General features: G+C 62.2%; 14 protein-coding genes. 9 read left to right on the forward strand and 5 right to left on the reverse strand.

Annotated elements, in window-relative coordinates:
• Positions 1-540: 540 nt before the first annotated feature.
• Both LB536_RS07550 and LB536_RS07555 read left to right on the forward strand, forming a co-directional pair.
• On the forward strand, positions 541-1,218 hold the full coding sequence (locus LB536_RS07550; protein WP_140762719.1) for a sugar transferase: 678 nt from the start codon (positions 541-543) through the stop codon (positions 1,216-1,218).
• A gap of 86 nt (positions 1,219-1,304) precedes the next feature.
• Positions 1,305-2,561: a polysaccharide biosynthesis/export family protein gene (locus LB536_RS07555; RefSeq protein WP_224590724.1), complete on the forward strand. Its 1,257-nt coding sequence runs from the start codon at positions 1,305-1,307 to the stop codon at positions 2,559-2,561.
• Positions 2,562-2,923: 362 nt separating this feature from the next.
• Here LB536_RS07555 and LB536_RS07560 read toward each other — a convergent pair whose 3' ends face one another.
• The gene (locus LB536_RS07560; RefSeq protein ID WP_224590727.1) at positions 2,924-4,222 is read right to left on the reverse strand and encodes an O-antigen ligase family protein; all 1,299 of its coding nucleotides are present in this window, start codon (positions 4,220-4,222) and stop codon (positions 2,924-2,926) included.
• A 316-nt stretch (positions 4,223-4,538) separates the two neighbouring features.
• On the opposite strand from LB536_RS07560, the gene LB536_RS07565 reads away from it, so the two are divergent.
• The 6 genes from LB536_RS07565 to LB536_RS07590 all read left to right on the forward strand — a co-directional run bounded on the left by LB536_RS07565 (position 4,539) and on the right by LB536_RS07590 (position 12,891).
• A complete protein-coding gene (locus LB536_RS07565) occupies positions 4,539-5,291 on the forward strand; it encodes an SDR family NAD(P)-dependent oxidoreductase (protein ID WP_224590729.1) in 753 nt (250 codons plus the stop codon).
• A 223-nt stretch (positions 5,292-5,514) separates the two neighbouring features.
• The gene (locus LB536_RS07570) at positions 5,515-6,864 is read left to right on the forward strand and encodes a glucoamylase family protein (protein ID WP_224590731.1); all 1,350 of its coding nucleotides are present in this window, start codon (positions 5,515-5,517) and stop codon (positions 6,862-6,864) included.
• Entirely contained in the window at positions 6,854-8,383 is a 1,530-nt protein-coding gene (locus tag LB536_RS07575; RefSeq protein WP_224590733.1) for a mercuric reductase, read from the forward strand. The genes LB536_RS07570 and LB536_RS07575 overlap by 11 nt, the downstream gene beginning before the upstream one ends.
• A 128-nt stretch (positions 8,384-8,511) precedes the next feature.
• Positions 8,512-9,162: a bifunctional DNA primase/polymerase gene (locus LB536_RS07580; protein WP_224590736.1), complete on the forward strand. Its 651-nt coding sequence runs from the start codon at positions 8,512-8,514 to the stop codon at positions 9,160-9,162.
• The gene (locus tag LB536_RS07585; RefSeq protein WP_224590740.1) at positions 9,159-11,312 is read left to right on the forward strand and encodes a glycosyltransferase; all 2,154 of its coding nucleotides are present in this window, start codon (positions 9,159-9,161) and stop codon (positions 11,310-11,312) included. The genes LB536_RS07580 and LB536_RS07585 overlap by 4 nt, the downstream gene beginning before the upstream one ends.
• Before the next feature lie 7 nt (positions 11,313-11,319).
• Positions 11,320-12,891: a glycosyltransferase gene (locus LB536_RS07590; protein ID WP_224590742.1), complete on the forward strand. Its 1,572-nt coding sequence runs from the start codon at positions 11,320-11,322 to the stop codon at positions 12,889-12,891.
• On the opposite strand, the gene LB536_RS07595 is transcribed toward LB536_RS07590, so the two are convergent.
• The 3 genes from LB536_RS07595 to LB536_RS07605 all read right to left on the reverse strand — a co-directional run bounded on the left by LB536_RS07595 (position 12,874) and on the right by LB536_RS07605 (position 16,021).
• Positions 12,874-13,866, reverse strand: coding sequence for a hypothetical protein (locus tag LB536_RS07595; RefSeq protein ID WP_224591252.1), 993 nt, complete (start codon positions 13,864-13,866; stop codon positions 12,874-12,876). The two genes, LB536_RS07590 and LB536_RS07595, sit on opposite strands and share 18 nt — an antisense overlap.
• Before the next feature lie 80 nt (positions 13,867-13,946).
• Positions 13,947-14,522 (reverse strand): DUF1349 domain-containing protein, encoded by a 576-nt coding sequence (locus LB536_RS07600; protein WP_224590745.1) that lies wholly within the window; start codon positions 14,520-14,522, stop codon positions 13,947-13,949.
• Between the two features lie 59 nt (positions 14,523-14,581).
• Positions 14,582-16,021, reverse strand: coding sequence for an aldehyde dehydrogenase family protein (locus LB536_RS07605; protein ID WP_224590747.1), 1,440 nt, complete (start codon positions 16,019-16,021; stop codon positions 14,582-14,584).
• A gap of 277 nt (positions 16,022-16,298) precedes the next feature.
• On the opposite strand from LB536_RS07605, the gene LB536_RS07610 reads away from it, so the two are divergent.
• Positions 16,299-16,958, forward strand: coding sequence for a TetR/AcrR family transcriptional regulator (locus LB536_RS07610; RefSeq protein ID WP_224590749.1), 660 nt, complete (start codon positions 16,299-16,301; stop codon positions 16,956-16,958).
• A gap of 126 nt (positions 16,959-17,084) precedes the next feature.
• Here the strand turns inward: LB536_RS07610 and LB536_RS07615 are convergent, their stop codons facing one another.
• Complete coding sequence (locus tag LB536_RS07615) at positions 17,085-17,570, reverse strand: hypothetical protein (RefSeq protein ID WP_224590751.1); 486 nt, start codon at positions 17,568-17,570, stop codon at positions 17,085-17,087.
• Positions 17,571-17,826: the final 256 nt, after the last annotated feature.

Genomic DNA, 17,826 nt, shown 5'->3' on the forward strand with positions numbered 1-17,826 from the left:
CCCTTGTGATGCGGGCTTGTTAAGTCGCCCGCTCTCGACCGGTTGCTTCCGGCCTTTCAACCTGTCGCGACCATGACAGGTATAATTTGCAATTCTATTAAGGCGGGCGGAAGGCGGCAAGGGCAACCGCACAAATTTTTGATTGAGCTTACGCGTTCGACTCTGCCATGCTGCAATGCACACGCCCGCATTTCACTCTACCTGCAGCCGCCAAAAAATTCAAGTATACTTATAATATTAAGTAGTATTTTAGGTGAATAGTTTCCAATGTGGCGTCTTCCTAAAGCACTAACATGCTCCGGACCCCTGCGCGAGGAACGCGCCGCCCAGGAACCGCCCCAAAAATGTCCAGATTTTTTTGTCCTTGCCCATTTATTGTCACAAATGTGCTAAACATCCTGAAATTTGTGCAAAACGAGCTTATTATTTAGTCAATTCATGACGCGACTATTTCAAGGATATGGAAAATTGTGTGTTGCGCTGCAACATTTTTTTGATATCGTGCGGTAAACCATTCGTTCAACGCATGGAGTTTTCCGCATGAGGGACATTGCCAAGTCAGCCACGGCGGGCTTTTCGCAGGCTGACACCGACTTCCCGCCGCCGATCGGCGGCCTCATCAAGCGGAGCTTCGACATCGCCGGTTCGCTGGCCGGGCTGATCGCGCTCGGCCCGCTGTTCATCATGATAGCGTTGCTCGTCAAATTCTCCGATGGCGGATCGATTTTCTACGGTCATCGGCGAATCGGACGCGGCGGACGGCTCTTCTCCTGCCTCAAGTTCCGCACCATGGTTCCGAACGGGGACAAGGTGCTGGCCGCCTATCTTGCGACCAATCCAGACGCCAATGCGGAATGGATGGCGACCCGCAAGCTGAAGAACGATCCACGCGTCACCCGCGTCGGAGCGGTCCTGCGCAAGCTCAGCCTCGATGAGTTGCCGCAGATCATCAACATCCTCCAGGGCGATATGAGCCTCGTCGGGCCTCGCCCGGTGGTACGCGACGAACTGGAAATCTACGGCAGCGCAGCCGTCTATTATCTGAAGTCCCGGCCCGGCCTGACCGGCCTGTGGCAGGTCAGCGGTCGCAACGACGTTTCTTATGACAGCCGCGTCGCGTTCGATCGACACTATGTCGAGAACTGGTCTCTGTTCGAGGACGTTCGCATCATCATCAGGACCGTGCCGGCCGTCTGGATGTCACGCGGGTCTTACTGATAGGCCCGCCTGACCCAGGCATCCGGCGGCAAGCTCATCGGGCGATGGGGGCTATAACGGATCGGAACGCTCAGTTGAAAACAGACATGTTCGAAGTCTTTGGCAGCGGCCCGTTTTCCGGCCGCTCGCGGCTCTTGGCGACGTGCCTTGCGATGTCGCTCGCTTTTCCCCAGCTGGCCGCCGCCGACGATTACCGTCTGGGCTCCCAGGATAAGCTCACCATCCGCATCGCCGAATGGCAGACCGTCGAAAGCGCGTTCCGCGACTGGTCGTCGGTCAATGGCCAATACACGGTCGGTCCGGCCGGCACGCTGTCGGTGCCTTTCGTCGGCGAATTGCCGGCGGCGGGCAAGACCACGGCGGAGGTCGCCGCGGCGATCGGCGAGGCGCTGCAGCACAAGCTCGCTTTGTCGGACAAGCCTGAAGCCTCGGTCGAAATGGCGCAATTCCGGCCGTTCTACATTTCGGGCGAAGTGCAGAATCCCGGCCAGTTTCCCTATGTGCCCGAACTTACCGTGCTGAAGGCGATCAGCGTCGCCGGCGGCATCAGGCGCAACACCGACTACGGCCCGCAGATCGGCAAGGACCTGGTCACCGCCAAGGGCAATTTCGATATTTCCGACGACCTGCGCGTGCGGCTGATCGTCAAGCGCGCCCGTATCGACGCCGATATGGCCGGCAAGACGAGCTTCGAAGCGCCGAAGGAGGTCGAGGGCGATCCGCGGCTGCCGACCATCGTCAACGACGAGATGACGATCCTGACCGCCGACCAGAAGGCGCTGAAGCTGAAGCTCGAGGCGCTCGACGATCTCAAGGGCGTGCTGCAGGCGGAAATCGAATCGCTGCAGAAGAAGATCGTCAACCAGCAGAAGCAGGTCGACCTGGCGCAGCAACAGCTGGCCAGCATCGGTCCGCTGGCGCAGAAGGGCCTGGTCGCCAATGCCAGACTTCTGGATTCGCAGCAGTCCGTGACCGACCTGCAGGGCAAGATCCTGGACTACGAGACGGCCATCCTCACCGCCAAGCAGGCGATCAGCAAGGCGACGCAGGACGCCATCGACGCCCAGAACACCTTGAGCTCGAGGCTCGCCGGCGACCGACAGCAGACCGAAGCCGACCTGAACGAGGCCGCGCTGAAGGCGAATATGCAGAGGGGCCTGATCGCCCAGGCCTCCGATCCGGCGACGACGGCCGCCATCACCAACGACCAGCAACCCACCTTGCTCTATTCGCTGGTGCGCGATGTCGACGGCAAGACCAGCGAAATCACCGCCAAGGAAGACACGCTGGTGCTGCCTGGCGATGTGATCAGGGTCAAGCTGGCGCCGCTGGCCAGCCAGTAGGACGCGGAAGTTCGCGCGGCCTGCCGCTTCGAGACCCATGGCGCAAAGACTTTGAACCTCCGCCTGGCCTGCCCGGCGGAGGTTTTTGCCGATACAGCATGTCGCGGCGAATAGGATTCGCCCGACCTGCTGCAAGCTTCTGATTTTATGCATGTCGTTATCCCGGAACCGAGGACACTTCCGGGCGACATGCATCAGGATTTCCAGCACCGGGAAACGAAAGCGGCTGTCGACGCGACACCGGACGGAGAACCGTCCCACATTCTTTTCCTGGAATGGCTTCGGCCCGCTCCAACTTGCGCAGCACCTGACGAAAAACCGCCAAGCACTTTTCCTGGAAGGGCTCCAGCGGGCCCTCGTCATTACTCGGCCGCCGCTGGACGATGGGGCCAGGCTGCCTCTCCACCCTTCGCATCCGCAGGCTCGAAGGCCGGCGACCATCGCTTGCGGGTGACCGGCAACCGCGCCAGCTTGAAGAAGCTGAAATACATCAGGAAGGAGCCCATGATGTAGGGGTTGAGAATCTCGACCTCGACGAAGGAGCGGATGAGCAGCAGCACCATCACGCCGATAAGGACCACCGATTCGGCCTGCCATGTCTTGAAGACCACCGCGGCGATATGGCCTAAGAGCGTGCGCAGCATGATCAGCGATAGCAGCACCGCCCCGGTGAAGCCGAGTTCGACAAGGGCTTCGACATAGGTGTTGTGGAAATGGAAGCCGGTGCGGGTGGTGATGTAGAATTCGTTCCACAGCCGCTCCGCTTCGGCAAAGCCTTGCACCCAATAGGCGGCGTAGCCGACGCCGAGGATCGGCGACCGCATCGCGGCGTCCCAACCCTGCTCCCAAAGATAGGTGCGCCCGGTAAGCGTCGAATCCTTGCCGAATAGGCCAAGCACGAAGTCCATGAGCCCGAGATTGAGGGCGACAATGGCCACCACGACGATCATGCCGGCGCCGATCACGAAGATCACCCGACGATAGCGCCGCGACAAAAGCTTGCTCATCGCAAGAAGCGCCACCAGCGCCAGAACCGCCGGTATCGAGGCTATCGAGGTGGCGGAATGCGATACGATCAGTACATAGACCGACAACAGCACGACCGGCACGGTCAGCATGAAGCTCAGCCGGCCACGCCGAAGGAAAGCAAGAAACACGACGGAGAAATAGATGCCGAGCGAGCCGACGAAGCCGATCTGGTTCTTGGAGGCGAAGGCGCCGACGAAATTATAGGTGCCGTCGAGGACGTCCTCGGAATAGCCGTCGACTTTCATCGAATACAGCAGGACGAAGAATATGCCGACCAGGGCGCCTATCGTCAGGGTGCGCACACTGACGGTGCGTGCCGCGACATAGGCGCAGGCGATATGGGAAAGGTATTGAACCCCCGTTCTGGCGGTGATGCCGGGAGCCTGCGACCAGAACACGGAGAAGCAGACATAGGCCGCGAACAGCAGCGGCAGCCAGGCACTGGATAGTTGCCGCAGGAACCGCCGGTAGTCGACCAGAATAAGTGGAAGCCAGACGGCGTAGTAGGCCAGGATCAGCACCTGGCCGAAAATGACGGAATAGGAGAACGCCCAGATCGAGACGGCAACGGCAAAGCTGCCATAGACCGAATTCCTTTCGGGATCGACGAGCAGGGACTTGGGAATCTTCATCTCAGGGTCCCGTCGACACGACCCCAGACCGGCAGGCCGCAAACCGGCCGGCATATCCGCAAACAGGGGCGTACAAGAAACGGAATCTCCATTGTGCAGTGCAATATAACCTATCGCACCCCATGCTCAATGGCAAATCCGGTCACCTTGTCTTACAGCGCGGCTATCGCCGAGAGATCGCACGCCGTAGTCCAGCCGGTTTGGCCCAGACGATCCGGCCGCATGCGGGCTTGAACTCGGCCTGCGGTAACCTCACAGTCCCCGAACACGGCCATTACATAGGCCGACTTCAGCCAGGATGGACAGGGGGAATGACATGCCGATGAACTTCGCGGGACGATTCGCCGGCCGGTCGGCGGTGATTACCGGCGGCGCCTCGGGCATCGGCTTGGCCGTCGCGCAGAGGATCGTCAACGAAGGCGGGCGCGTCAGCGTCTGGGACCGCGATGCCGCGCAGATCGAACAGGCGAAAGCCATTGTTCCCGGCCTGTATGGGGTGATGGTGGACGTTGCGGATGCGGCAAGTGTGGAGGCCGCCGCACAATCGACGATCGAAGCCCTTGGCGGCGTCGACATACTGGTCACCAGCGCGGCCATCACCGGCCCGAACATGACGACCTGGTCCTATTCGGCCGAGGAGTGGCAAAGGGTCATCGACATCAACATCAACGGCGTCTTCTACTGCAACAAGGCGCTGGTGCCGCACATGCTCGAGCGCAACTATGGTCGCATCGTCAACATTGCCTCGATCGCCGGCAAGGAAGGCAATCCCAACGCTTCCGCCTACAGCACCTCGAAGGCGGCGGTGATCGGCCTGACCAAGTCGCTCGGCAAGGAGCTCGCCAAGACCAAGGTGACGGTCAATTGCGTAACGCCGGCCGCCGTGCGCACCGCGATCTTCAAGCAGATGAGCCAGGAGCACATCGACTTCATGCTGTCCAAGATACCGATGGCGCGCTTCGGCGAAGTCGAGGAGGTGGCGGCGTTGATCTCATGGATCGCCTCGGAGGAATGCTCGTTCACCACGGCCGCCGTGTTCGACGTTTCGGGCGGCCGCGCCACTTATTGAGCCGGATCGAGGCAGATCCGAGTTTGCCCGAGCCAACTACAATTCCGCGTGACGAAGCAACGATTGGTGCTGGAAAGGCTTATGGTAGCTGACGTCTGAATGCCATAACAGGGGTATGCCATGACACGACGAGAGAGCCCGACAGCTGCGATGCCCTCCAGCCACCGTGCCGGTGGCGTGCGATCGACGGGCGCCGCGAACATCATGTTGGAGTTTGCGTCGTTTGCTTAGAGCAGATCCCGCCGCGCTGGCCGACGACGAGCTTCTGGACCGCTATCAAAGCGCCGCCTTCGGCTATTTCCTGGAGAATGTGAACCCCGGCAACGGGCTGGTCGCCGACACGTCGCGGCCGAATTCACCGTGCAGCATCGCTGTCGTCGGTTTCGCCCTGTCCTGCTATCCGATCGGCGTCGAACGTGGCTGGGTGGCGCGCGACGCGGCTGCCAGGCTGACCCTTGCGGCGCTACGCTTTTTCCAGACCAGCACGCAAGGCAGCGGCCCGGACGTTACCGGCCACAAGGGTTTTTACTATCACTTCCTCGACATTCGGACCGGTTTGCGCGTTTGGCGCTGCGAGCTGTCGATGGTGGATACCGCCTTACTGATCGCCGGCATGCTGGTGGCGGGCGCCTATTTTTCCGGTGACAATGACGATGAGGCCGAAATCCGCCAACTGGCCGAGGCGCTCTACAGGCGAGTCGACTGGCGATGGGCGCAAGGCAGCAGCCCGACGCTCCGCCAGGGCTGGAAGGCCAGGACCGGCTTTCTGCACTATGGCTGGGAAGGCTACAACGAGGCGACGATCCTCTATGTGCTGTCCATGGCCTCGCCGGGCCGACCGAGCTCCGACGACAGCTACGAGGCCTGGACGGCGACCTATCAATGGGAAAACATCTACGGCCGCGACGTGCTCTATGGCGGGCCGCTGTTCATGCACCAGTTCTCGCATGCCTGGATCGATTTCGCCGGCATCCGCGACGCTTTCATGCGCGAGAAGAATTCGGACTATTTCGAAAACAGCCGCCGCTCGACATATCTTCACCGCGACTACGCCCGGCACAACCCTTACGGCTTTGACGGCTATGGCGAGAATCTGTGGGGTCTTTCGGCCGGCGACGGGCCAGGCAGCTTCCGCGCCAGCGTGGAGCGACGGCGCCACCGGTTTTCCGGTTATGCGGCGCGTGGCGCGCCTTTTGGTCCGGATGACGGCACGATCGCGCCCTGGTCCTATTCGGCGTCGCTGCCGTTCGCGCCGGACATCTGCCTGGCGGCGCTGCGTCACCTCGTCGATCGTTACCCGGAAGTGCTCGACAATTTCCGGCTGCCTAGCGGTTTCAACCCGACATTGGCCAATCGGCGAAAATTCGGCCGCAATGGCTGGGTGTCGGAAGGCCATTTCGGACTGGACCAGGGCATCGCGGTGATGATGATCGAAAACCACCGTTCCGGCCTGATCTGGGAGCTCATGCGTTCCAATCCCCATATCCGTCGCGGCCTGGGCAAGGCCGGCTTCACCGGCGGATGGTTGTCGCGGCCGGCAACGCCGGCATCCGGGGGACGCGATGTCACGTGAACCGACGAGAACCGCCGCCTTCCCTGTCGACCGCAACGACGTCGAACTGATCAGGGGCGCGCATCCCCCGCACTGGAAGAATCCGACCCCGAACGGCCCCTACAATCTCGTCGTCATCGGCGCCGGGCCGGCCGGGTTGGCCGCCGCGCGTGACGCGGCGAGCCTTGGTGCGAAAGTCGCGCTGATCGAGCGTGGGCTGATTGGCGGTGCGTGTATCAATGTCGGCTGCGTTCCGTCGAAGTCGATCATCCGCACAGCCAGGCTCTATGCCGACATGCGCGACGCCGAGAGCTTCGGCGGCGACCCGCCAGACCATCTTCGTGTCGATTTTCAACGCGCAATGACACGAATGCGGCAGATCCGGCAGCGGATCAGCCGTGCCGATTCCGCCGCGAGCCTGGTTTCGGAAGGGATCGATCTCTATTTCGGCGAGGCGCGATTTGCCGGACACGATACGATCACGGTCGTGGACAAGACGCTGCATTTCAAGAAGGCGCTGGTTGCAACAGGCGCACATCCGGCCTTCCCTGCCATTCCGGGGCTGGTCGAAGCCGGTTATCTCAGCAACGAGACGATGTTCGATCTTACGCAATGCCCGCCACGCCTCCTCGTCATCGGCGGCGGGCCGCTTGGCTGCGAGACGGCGCAGGCCTTCTGCCTGCTCGGCGCGAAGGTCATCCTGGCGCAGAGCGATCCGATGTTCCTGCCCGGCGAGGAGCGCGACGCCGCGCAGATCCTTTCGGATGCGCTGGCGCGCGAAGGGGTGGAGGTGCGCCTGAACACCGAAGTGGTGGCGGTGCGCAGGGAAGGCGCAAACAAGCTCGCCGACCTGATGCGGGATGGCGACACGACGACGATTTCGGTGGACGAGATCATCACCGGCGTCGGCCGTTCACCCAATGTCGCCGGTCTCGACCTCGAAGAGGCTGGCGTGGCGTGTGACGCCAGCGGCATCAAGGTGGATGATTATCTACGAACCAGCAACCCGCACATCTACGCGGCGGGCGACGTCTGCCTCGAATACAAGTTCACCCACACCGCCGAGGCAACGGCGCGCATTGTCGTGCGCAATGCCTTGTTTCGCGGCCGCGAAAGGCTCAGTGAACTCGTCGTTCCCTGGTGCACCTATACCGATCCGGAGATCGCCCATGTCGGCCTCTATCCCCTGGAGGCGCGCAGCAACGGCATTCCGGTCAAGACCTACACCGTGCTGATGCACGATGTCGCCCGCGCCGTAATGGACGGCGAGGAGGAAGGGTTCGTCAAGATCCATGTCAGGGAGGGGTCCGACCGCATCCTGGGGGCGACGGTCGTCGCCAGCCATGCCGGCGAGATGATCAACACGGTGACCCTCGCCATTCGATCGGGCATAGGATTGCATGCGTTGGCCGACGTCATCCATCCCTTCCCGACACAGGCGCAAGGCATCAAGATGGCGGGCGACGCCTACAGGCGGACACGGCTCACCTCCTTGCGCAGGCGCCTGGCGGCGCGCTGGCTGGCCTGGTCAAGGCGATAACCAGCCCAAGACCCAGTATATATGCCGAAATGCTCACAAATACACGGCCAAGTGCGCGGCGGCGCTTGACGGAACCCTGCTAGGCTAATGAGATTGGGACGACGTCTTCGGCCGCGGAACATTCGTGGATGCAGCCTCTAGTCGAAACGGAATACGCAATCGAGCTCTTGGCTAAGGGGTACATCTGTGTGCCGCTGCGCGAAGGTGGCAAGCATCTCGATCTTCAGGCGATGGAATATCACCCGCTACATTTGCAGCGCCGTCGAAAAGACCTCAAAGAACTGGCGTTCCGCTCGATTGCCTTTCAGCTTTCGCAGAAGCCACCGACACGTGAGGAAACCCGGCGCTGGTTTCGTGAATTTGCCGGAAATGTCGGGATCGTAGCGGGACACTGCAACCTTCTCATCTTGGATTTCGATGATTCAGCGGGCTATCTGGCCTGGTCCTGTAAGTACGCACGCCTTTCGAGTTGTACGCCGGTCGCAAGATCGCCGAATGGATTCCACGTCTATCTCAGGACCCGCGAACCGGCGGTTTCGTCCAGCCTCTATAGCGGCGTGCGGCGGGTCGGCCACGTCAAGGCGCTTGGTGGTTACATCGTTGGAAGTCCTTCCGTCCTCAAGGACGGCTCCTGCTACAGCTGGTTGAAGGACCAGTCGCCGTTCGACGTCGACCCGCAGCCAGTCGAAAGCCTGGCCAGTCTTTCACTTCGCGCGGTCTCGCCATTCAAACATTGCTATGACCGCGTTTTGAAGCGCGGCTTTTTCTTGCCACAATGAGCATCCCGGGGCGAGCGCAAGCCGACATCAGCATCATCATCCCGGCAAGAAACGCCGCGGTGACGATCGACGCCACGTTGCGAAGCCTTCTGCCCGAAAGGAGCCTGATCGGTGAGGTTCTTCTGGTCGAAGATGGCTCCAGCGATCAGACCGCGGCGATCTCGATGCAAAGCGCCCGGAGATACGGATTGCCGCTGGAGATCCTGGCCGTGCGGCTGGGCAGCGCGGGTGCTGCCCGGAACGCCGGAATTGCGCGGGCCAAGGGCAAGTTCATATTCTTCCTCGATGCCGACGACGAGGTGATGGCGGGAGGGTTGGGGCTGTTGCATGATGCGCTCCTGCGCCATCCGGAGGCCGGCCTGTCGGTAGGGGCCAGCATTCGACGTGCCAGGGGCCGGCCGGACAAGCTCAAGACTCCACATGGGTACACGAGCGACCGGGCGTCGAACGCCCGCCGGTATCTCCTCAACGAGGCATGGCCGATCGCCATGGGCAGCGCATTGGTCGCAACCTCGGCAACGGCCACCGTCCGCTTTCCGGAGACCACCAGCCTGGATGAGGACACGTGCTACTGGGCGGCCCTGCTCGCCCGCACCCAGGTGGCAACAATTCCCGCTCCGGTGCTTCTCTATCACCATGACGAAGAAAGGATGGCGCGGCGGTTCGTTCTGGCTCCGCGCGCCACTTTTCTCGCGATAGCTGTCGAGTTGGACAAGCTTGCCGATTCAGGCATTGCCAAGGAAGTTCTGCAGTGGCGGAAGGCCTGGATAGCTCTGCGGATTTCAAGGCAGCTTATCAAGCACAACCGATACAGCTATGCGATGAGCATGATGCGTGCCGTTCGCGCCCACAAGAGTCTGGGGCGGAGCTGGAAGGCAACGCAATATCGTATTCGAATTCGCTTCGGAGCCATGATGGAAAGGCCTGACTACCCGTCGCGCGCTGGCGCGGAAAGACGCACGCTGATCGTGTCCTTCGACCCGGCGTTTCCGCCGGTTTCCGGAGCGGACCTGAGAAATTTCAACAATGCCAGCCTTGCGGCCGAGTATGGCCCGGTCCGGCTTGTCTCGGTCAGGCCCCCAGGCAACCCGTCACAGCCGTCCGATGCGCGCATCAATGCGGTTGGCCTGACGATCGATGGAGAACCGCGTTCGGCCTCTCTCGGCTGGTGGAGGATCGCGGAGGAGAACCGTATTCCCCGCACGGCACTGGTGCGGCTGCGGAGCTTGGTGCAAACCTTCAAACCCGACACGATCGTCGTCGAGGGTATCGGCCTTTTCAAGCTGTTGCGACCTTTGCGTCCCCTGACGAAACAGCTCATCCTCGACATGCACAATGTCGAATCCGATCTGGCGGCACAGCTGCGCCATATCCGTCCAGCGCGATCTCCGGCGGTTCTTGGCATCCGGCGGCTGGAGAGAAAAGCACAATCCATCGTCGACAGGGTCTGGGTCTGCTCGAACGAGGATCGCGAGAGGCTGATGGCCCTCACTGGACCCACAATGCCCGTCGATGTCGTTCCCAATGGGATTCCCAACGTCGAGGCCGTTCCCGATGTGCTACCGGCGGAAGCACCGGCCGACAGCGGCTATCCGGTGATCCTGTTCATCGGGCATCTCGGCTATCCGCCAAACGTCGATGCCGCCGAGCGATTGGCTCATGCCATATTGCCTCGTATCCGGCAGACTTTGCCCGACGCCAAACTCGTTCTCGCCGGGCGCAGCCCGAAGACAACCGTGCGGGCGCTGGCCGGATTGCCTGGCGTCGAGCTCGTCGAAAATCCCGAAAGCGTGGCGCCGCTCCTGTCCGGCGCGCATCTCAGCATCATCCCGCTCGGGGCGGGCGGGGGCACGCGCATCAAGATTCTGGAGGCGATGGCCTGGGGGGTGCCGGTGATCGCGACACCGCTCGCGGCCGAGGGCCTGGGCCTGGTCGAGAATGACCAGGTACTTCTGTTGGCCAGCGACGAAGGACTGGCCGCCATGGCCGTCGACCTTTCTCTCGACGCCGAGCGCCGGGCACGGCAGCGCTTTCGGGCGCATCAGGCCGTATGGGCCAAGTTTGGCCCGCAAGCGATCCGCGATGCTGTCCGCGCCGGGCTTGCACTGGACAACGGCAACGACGACCCGCCATTTCCCATCATCCCATGAGCCGCCGATGATCCCGCCGATCCTGCACCAGACGTGGAAGACCGACATCGTTCCCGCGCGCTTCCAGGCTTATGCCGACAGCTGGAAGCGGCATAACCCACACTGGACGGTCATGTTCTGGAGCGACCGGATGCTGCTCGAATTCGTGGCCGAGCACTACCCGGATTATCTGCCGATGTTCTGCGGTTATGCCAACGGCGTGCAGCGGTCGGACGCGGCCCGCTACATGCTTCTGCATCACTTTGGCGGGGTCTATGCCGACATCGACTGCGAATGCGTCGCCCCCTTCGATGCGATCATGAACGAGACCCGGGTCGTGCTGTGCAAGGAGCCGGCTTCGCATGCGGCCGTCCAGGCGGATTTCCGGGGCCTGCCCTACCTCCTGTTCAACGGAACGATAGCGAGCCCGCCCGGTCATCCGTTCTGGATGCATCTCCTGTCGATGATGTCCAGGCTCGCCGCTGCCAAGGATGTGCTCGACGCGACCGGTCCTTGCCTGCTCACCTCCGCGCAGCGCGGATACAGCGACCAGGCGGCCTTCGCCATTCATCCTTCCGGCCTGTTCGCGCCGGTGACGTCGGCCGGGAGCATGGAGCGCGAGGCCGGCGACGATACGGCGCTTTCGATCCATCACTGGGCCGGCACATGGTGGACGCCGGAGCCGGCACCAAAATGGACGACCAAGCTGCGCAGCCGGGCCCACAGGTTCTGGTATCACCTGACGCGCGGAGCCTATCTGGATGAAGCGCAGGCAAAAGCCGGCGTCGACAGGGCGGTGCTGTCGGCGCCGCCGCCGTCGGGACAAAACATCGCTCTCCTGGTGCCGCTTCGCGATGCCGCCGACCTTATCCAGCCCTTTCTCGATGCGCTGGACGGGCTCGACTACCCCAAGGACCGAATCAAGCTGGTTTTCTGCGAAGGCGACAGCCTCGACGGAAGCTGGGAGCGGCTGCAGGCCTCGACCGCTGGATTGGTCGGCAAATATCGTGACATCGTCCTGCTGCGAAGACAGGTCGGCACCAGCCTCGATAGGGCAAAGCGGGCAAAGCACAGGATGCAGCGCGTCAGGCGCGGCGCGATCGCCAAGGTGCGAAATTACCTGATCGATCACGGACTCAGCGAGGACGACGACTGGGCGCTGTGGATCGACATCGACGTCTGGCGCTTTCCCGGCGATGTGCTGAACCGCCTGATCGCCGCGGGGCACCGCATCGCGGTGCCCAACTGCGTGAAGATCGCCGGTGGCGCCAGTTTCGACCTCAACAGCTTTGTCATCAGACGGCAAATCAAGGACTATCGCTATTACCGCGAGATACGCGGCGGCCTTCACCAGCCTCCCGTGCAAACGCCAAGCCGGTATCATCTCAGCGATGTCAGGCATCTCGACATCATCGGCCTCGATGCGGTCGGCGGAACCATGCTGCTGGTCGATGCCGCCTTGCATCGCGGCGGCCTTCGTTTCCCCGAAATTCCATACCGCGATCTGATCGAGACCGAAGCTTTTGGCCTCCTTGCCAACGACCTCGGCATCCGGCCGGTCGGCCTGCCCAAGCTGGAAATCCTACACGTCCCGTGGTGAGACTACGGCCCGAAGCTCTTCACGCAGAGGCTGCAGATAGCTTTGCTGGCGCAGACGTCCCCATACATAGTTCCGGTCCGTCAAATGCGCGGCCTGCCTGATCCAGCGCCCCGGGGCATCGGGGTGTCGCACCTCGCGCCAATCATCGACGATGATGACAGGCAGGCCTTCGTAAAGCGGATCGAGCGGTGAAGTCTTGGTCACCACGATGCAGCCGAGATAAAGCAGTTCCCATGTCCGGTGACAGTCCAGGCCGTTTCCGGCGGTCGACAGCACGAGCGGATATTGCGAATAGAGCTGCCAGATCGAGCGCTGCGATACGTGTTGCCCTAGAAAATCGACATGCGGACATCCGTCCAGAGCATCAAGCAATTCCCGACGCTCGCCAGACTCTTTGCTGATGCTGAAATCGCAAAATATCCTGGCCGGACGACGATCCGCACTCCCCTTCCCGCGCAGGGTTTTCAGTTGTCTCACCAGTCCGGCAGGCGTCGCCAGGGAACGTGGGGTGTGGAGATCCAGCCCGATCGGGAACGGCTTGATCCTGGGATGACCGCCGTCGCAGTTCTGGCTGTACCAGGAGACCAGATAGGGGTTGGCGAGAAGCCGCTCGACGGTGTCCTTGGTCAGATCCGAAGGCACCGAGCAATCACCGTCGGTCGTCAGCAGGATGAAGGGAGCCTTGATGGTGGGCAGGGCTATCCTGGCGAAAGTGTCGAGATCGCAATTTCGCGCAAGCCTGGCCAGGGTGCTCAACCGCACCCAGACGATGCCATGCGCGCCGCTATAATGGTCGCGGAAAAAAGCCTCGCTTTGCGTCGATTCGGTCGGCGCCCAGCGATACCAATCGGGTCCGGCGAAGTCGCAGAAGTGCCCGATCCCTTGCGACCAAAGCACGGAAGGAATGCTGAAAAACCTCAGCGCCCCGGAACGGACGGCTTTCTTGAGTTTTGCCCGCCAACGCGACATGCCCATGGGCAACGCTTAGCCCAGACGCCGTTATGGCCGCAACGTCCTGCCGGCCTGTTTACACAGGCCAAGGCGGGCTCGTGGCCTCAGTCGTGCAGGTCCCGCGCAATCGGCGGACTGACCGAGAATCCGGAGAACGTGACCTCGAAACCCTCACGCTGCGGCGAACAGCACATCATGCCGACATCGACCATCTTCGAGATCGGGAAATAGGCGAGCCGCACCGGCTTCCAATGACCGTCGGAAGCGTCGAGATACTGGACACGGATCGCTTCGCCGTGGCGGGTCAGGCGGATCCTGACGCCGTCCGGGCCAGCGGCAATCGCCACCAGCGACCAGTCCGAGGTGTCGTTGGTGACGACGACGGAGACATAGGCAAGGCCGTCGGTGTATTCGATGCCGGCCTTGATCCAGTGTGTTTCGCTCAGCCGGACCATCAGCCCGGCCTGGTCGTAAAGCACCTTGTAGTCGCCCTTGACGGTGACCTCCGCGGTGAAGTCGCCCTCGACCTGCCGAGACAGGAAGTGGCCGTTGTCGCGCCAAAAACCATAGAAGGTCTCGCGCCAGAAATCGGTCTCCTTGCCGGTGCGCACGCGCACGGCATCACCTTCGGTGGCGTGGTGCGGCGGCGGGTTGAGCCAGGTCAGGTCCTGCAATGTCATCCCTTGCACCGGTCCGGCTGCTGGTGACGGCTCGCCGGCCGGTCAGCCGGCGCGCCAGTTCATCCCGCGAACGTATAAGCGGTCTTTACCGTGGTGTAGAACTCCATGGCGTAGCGGCCCTGCTCGCGCGGACCGAAGCTCGAGCCCTTGCGCCCGCCAAAGGGAACATGGAAGTCCACACCCGCTGTCGGCAGGTTGACCATGACCATGCCGGCTTCGGAGTTGCGCTTGAAATGCGTGGCGTGCTTGAGGCTGGTGGTGCAGATGCCCGAGGTCAGGCCGAAGGGCGTGTCGTTGGCGACGGCCAGCGCTTCGTCATAGTCCTGGACGCGGATGACGCTGGCGACTGGCCCGAAAATCTCCTCGCGCGAACTGCGCATGGCGTTGGTGGCCCCGATCAGCAGCGCCGGCTTGAGATAGAAACCCGGCGTCTTGCGGTCCAGCCGTTCGCCGCCGAAGGCGAGCGTGGCGCCTTCCCGGACGCCGATGGCGATATAGTCCTCGTCCTGCTTGAGCTGGGTCGCGTCGACCACCGGGCCGATCTGGGTCTGCGCATCGAGCGCATCGCCGATCACCAGCTTTTCCATGCGCTCCTTGAGCGCGTCGACGAAACGGTCGTGGATGCCGTTGGTGACGATCAAACGCGACGAGGCCGTGCAGCGCTGGCCCGTCGAGAAGAAAGCACCGTTCAGCGCGCAATCGACGGCGACCGCGAGATCGGCATCGTCGAGCACGACCAGCGGGTTCTTGCCGCCCATTTCGAGCTGGAACTTGCGCATGTGCTCGACACTTGCCGCGGCGACGCGCTTGCCGGTTCCCACCGAGCCGGTGAAGGAGATGGCGTTGACGTCGGGGCTGTCGAGCATTGCCTGACCGACCACCGAGCCCTTGCCCATGACGAGGTTCAGCACGCCCTTGGGCAGGCCGGCGCGATGCAGGATGTCGACGATGGACCAGGCGCTTTCGGGAACGAGTTCGGCCGGCTTGAAGACGATGGTGTTGCCGTGGGCAAGCGCCGGAGCGATCTTCCAAGCTGGAATGGCGATCGGGAAATTCCATGGCGTGATGATGCCGACCACGCCGACCGCTTCGCGCGTGATCTCGACGCCGACGCCCGGCCGCACGCTTGGCACCACTTCCCCCGACAGGCGCAATGTTTCGCCGGCAAAGAAATCGAATATCTGGGCGGCACGGATGGTCTCGCCAATGCCCTCGGCCAGCGTCTTGCCTTCCTCCCGCGCCAGGTTGCGGCCAAGTTCGTCCTTGCGTGCCATGATCTCGTCGGCCGCCTTTTTCAGCACCGCGTGGCGCGCCAGCGGGCCTGAGCGGGACCATGCCGGAAACGCCGCCTTGGCAGCCGCGATCGCCTGGCCCGCCTGTTCGACACCCGCCGAGGCATATTCGCCGACGACATCGCCGGTATCCGAGGGGTTGACGTTGCGGGAGCCGGCATCGCCAACCCACTCGCCATCGATGAGGTTCTTTCGAAACGCTGTCATGTCCTTGCCTTCCCTGGCTGCTGGCCGCGCGGCGGCATCTGTCTGAAGTGGTATTTGCCAGACAATTGCCTTGCGGGAAAGCACGCACTGGGCTCGAAGGCCGCGACAAAAGTCCCCGGGCCTGCGCTCATGCTTTCGCTGCAGCGGCGACTGTGCCGCGTCGACGACCAATCCAGCTAACATCGGTGGATAGCTCTCCGGGTCAAGGTCGAATTGCCCTGTACAGATATGTCCACAATCTTGCTTTGGCTGGTGCGGCGTGTCATGCGTCGTCTAGATGGCAGCACTCGAGACGACGATCCAGCGCGCCGGCGCCACCGGCAACATCAAGGCCACGCGCGAAGACTGGCTGAAGCTTGCGCTTGAAACCCTGATCTCGGACGGCGTCGAACGCGTCCGCGTGCTGACGCTAGGCCAGCAGCTCGACGTCTCGCGCTCGAGCTTCTACTGGTATTTCAAGAGCCGCCAGGACCTGCTCGACCAGTTGCTGGACCACTGGCGGCAGACCAATACCCGATTCATCGTCGAGCGCGCCCAACGCCCTTCCGCGACGGTCATACGCGGGGTGATGAGCATTTTCGAATGCTGGGTGGACGAAAAGCTGTTCGACCCCCGGCTGGATTTTGCGATCCGGGCATGGGCTCGCCGCGCCCCGAGCATCCGGCGTGCGCTCGACGAGGCCGACGAGGAGCGAGTCGATGCCATACGCGGCATGTTCATGCGTCATGGCTATGAGGAGGAAGACGCGTTCGTGCGCGCCCGGGTGCTCTATTTCATGCAGATCGGTTACTATTCGCTCGAACTCAACGAGCCGATGAGCAGCCGCCTGACGCATGTTGCCGCCTATCTGCGCAGCTTCACCGGCCGGGAGCCCTCGCCCCAGGATATCGAGGATTTCTCGCGTTATGTCGAGAAATCCCTTCCCCGCAGCCGGTAGCCACCCGTGAAAGCAAGCTGCGCATCCATGTCGATCGCGGTCTTGCTGCCTATTTCTGGACGTGGTTGGAAATGGCTGCCGGCAACATCGCTGCCTGATCATCGAAGTCGCCGGCCGTGACCATGCTCAGAGCGTAAATGACCAAAACAGGCAGGCCAGCGTCGCGGCGGCAAAGATCACGAAGAACAGGCTGCGCAAGAGCACATTGCGGCGCAGCTCGTTCATGACGAAATGGCAGCCGATGATCGCGGCCGCAAACAGGAAGCGCCAGTTCAGCACTGCCCGCAAGACCTCCCACTGACCAAAGGCCCATCTGGCGATGAGGAAGCCTATGATGGCCGCCATCAGCACGATCGCGGTCCAGAAAAGTGCGTCCGCGATGTGCGTCAAGACAATGCTGGCTGCCCTGATCGGCAGGATCATCATCAGCAAGGCGCTGAAGAAATAGACCGCGGCAAGTGGAATGAACGTGCCGGCATCGGCGATACCGTCAAGCCGCCTCACACCGATCGCGCCATAGGGATAACCGTGCCTTGCCACCGCCAGGCTCAGCGCCATGAGCAAGGCGGTCAGCACCGCGACCAATGCGAAGGATGTGAGGGCTTTGCTCATGGTGTTCCTGTCCCGGGCGAATCAGACAGGAAGTGATGTAACCGATGGTCGTAAATTGTGGGTAAGCTTTCACCGGGGATAACCGATGGTCGGATCGACAGCGCGCGCGTCCCGGCCGCCGGTGCCCTGATGCTCGACGGTCTTGTCAGCTACCTTCGCCACCTGTGGCGTCGCCCGACGCGGGCGCAATCGTTTGCCAAGCCCGCCCATGGAGCGTAGACTCAAGCATCGGCCGCCCTTTAATCCGGATGCAGCC

Source organism: Mesorhizobium sp. ES1-3, assembly GCF_020164795.1.
Taxonomy (GTDB): Bacteria; Pseudomonadota; Alphaproteobacteria; order Rhizobiales; family Rhizobiaceae; genus Mesorhizobium.